Origin of the sequence: Streptomyces adustus, from assembly GCF_009377175.1 — a bacterium.
GTDB lineage: Bacteria > Actinomycetota > Actinomycetes > Streptomycetales > Streptomycetaceae > Streptomyces > Streptomyces adustus.
The window spans coordinates 1-1,624 of sequence record NZ_VJZD01000525.1 but is presented as its reverse complement, the minus strand read 5'-3'; the positions used below and the strand labels follow the sequence as shown (position 1 = coordinate 1,624).

2 protein-coding genes are annotated in these 1,624 nt (G+C 68.1%); both read right to left on the bottom strand.

All coding sequences use genetic code 11. The features are described 5' to 3' along the window. A partial coding sequence (locus FNH09_RS46300; protein WP_202919901.1) for a cellulose binding domain-containing protein occupies window positions 1-411 on the bottom strand: 411 nt, incomplete at its 3' end. A gap of 167 nt (window positions 412-578) precedes the next feature. Then, a partial coding sequence (locus FNH09_RS46295; RefSeq protein ID WP_238427495.1) for a glycoside hydrolase family 5 protein occupies window positions 579-1,624 on the bottom strand: 1,046 nt, incomplete at its 5' end.

Sequence of the window (1,624 nt, the reverse complement as noted above, 5' to 3'; positions counted from 1 at the left end):
GTCGTCGACGTTGCAGGTCACGCCGTCGAGGGTGAAGGTGGTCGGGAGGGCGTTGGTGCCGCTGTAGGAGGCCTGGAAGCCGAAGCTGACCGAACCGCCGGTCGCCAGCGTCCCGTTGTAGCTCTCGTTGTTGGCGGTGACGGCGGTCCCGCTCTGGGTGATCTTCGCGTTCCAGCCGTTGGTGATCTTCTGGTTGCCGGCGTAGGCCCACTTCACCGCCCAACTGCTCTTGGCGGCACTGTTGTTGGTGACGGTCACATTGGCGGTGAAGCCCGTGTCCCACTGGTTCTGCACCGAATAGGCGACGGTGCAGGGGACGGCGGCGGACGCGGGAGCGGCCGTGACGGCCGCTCCGGTGGCGCCGGCGATCAGCGCCAGTGCGGCGAGTACCGCTGTTCTGCTACGGCTCATGAGTGCGGGTTCCTTCTGTGGTGTTCCGTGATGGATGGCGCGATGGATGGCACGGTGGAGCGCGTGACGGGTTGCACGGTGGAGCGCGTGCCGGACGGCACGGTGGGATGTGCGGTGGAACGCATGGTTCGGCGCATGGTGGAGCGCGTGCCGGACCGTGTGACGGATCAGCCGTTCAGAGCGCGCAGATGATCGCGCAGCCCGGCTCCGTACGACGTGGGTGTGCCGTCGTAGGAGGAGATGAGGGACGGGCCCGAGGAGCAGTCCCAGGTGTTCCAGGTCCAGCCCAGATAGGACAGACCGTGTGCGTCGAACCACTTCATGACCTGGTCGACGAACGCGTGCGAGCAGGTGTTCTCGCCGATCTCACCTGCCACCAGGGGCACTTGAGCGGCGACCGGGGCGAGCGTGGAGTTCCAGCAGCTCTCGCTCGCGCAGGTGTTGAAGTTGTACACGTGATAGGCGGCGGCGAGATTGCCCGCCGGGTCGGTGGGCCGGTAGGTGAGCCACTGGCTCAGGTCGTTGGAGTAGGCGAGCCCGCCGGCCAGGATCGGATTGTTCGCGCCGGCGCCGCGTACGGCGTCGACCAGGTCCTGCATTCCGGCCACTTCGTAGCCGATGCCGGGGCAGCTGCCGCCGTCGCGCCAGCACTGCCACGCCTGGGTGGTCGTGGCGGTGGCCCGGTCCGGGTAGGGCTCGTTGAACAGGTCGAACGCCACGGCCGGGTCGGCCTTGAAGGTGCTCGCCACCGAGGACCAGAACGCGGGCGAGTACTGCATGTCGGGCATCGGCTTCTGGCAGGTGGCGTGGACGTCCGAGCAGCCCGCCGAGTTGCCGGTGTACTGCCCGTAGGTCCAGTGGAGTTCGACGACCGGCGTCATGCCGTGCGCCTCGACCCGGGCCACCAGGTCCTTCACCGCGCTGATGTAGTTGGCCCCGGAGTACTGGGACTTGACGTTGGACAGGCCGAGCCAGCACTCCTCGTTCAGCGGGATCCGGACGGTGTTGGCCTTCCAGTCGGCGATCGCCTTGATCGCGGCGTCGTCGACCGGGCCGTCCCAGATGCCGTATCCCTGCACGCACATGAACTCGCCGCCGGAGCGGTTGACGCCGAGCAGCCTGCGGGTGGCACCGAAGGCGTCGACGAGCTTGTTCCCGGAGACGTGCAGTGCGGGCGCCTTGCCGTCCGAGGGCGGCTCGGTCGGGGTCGGGG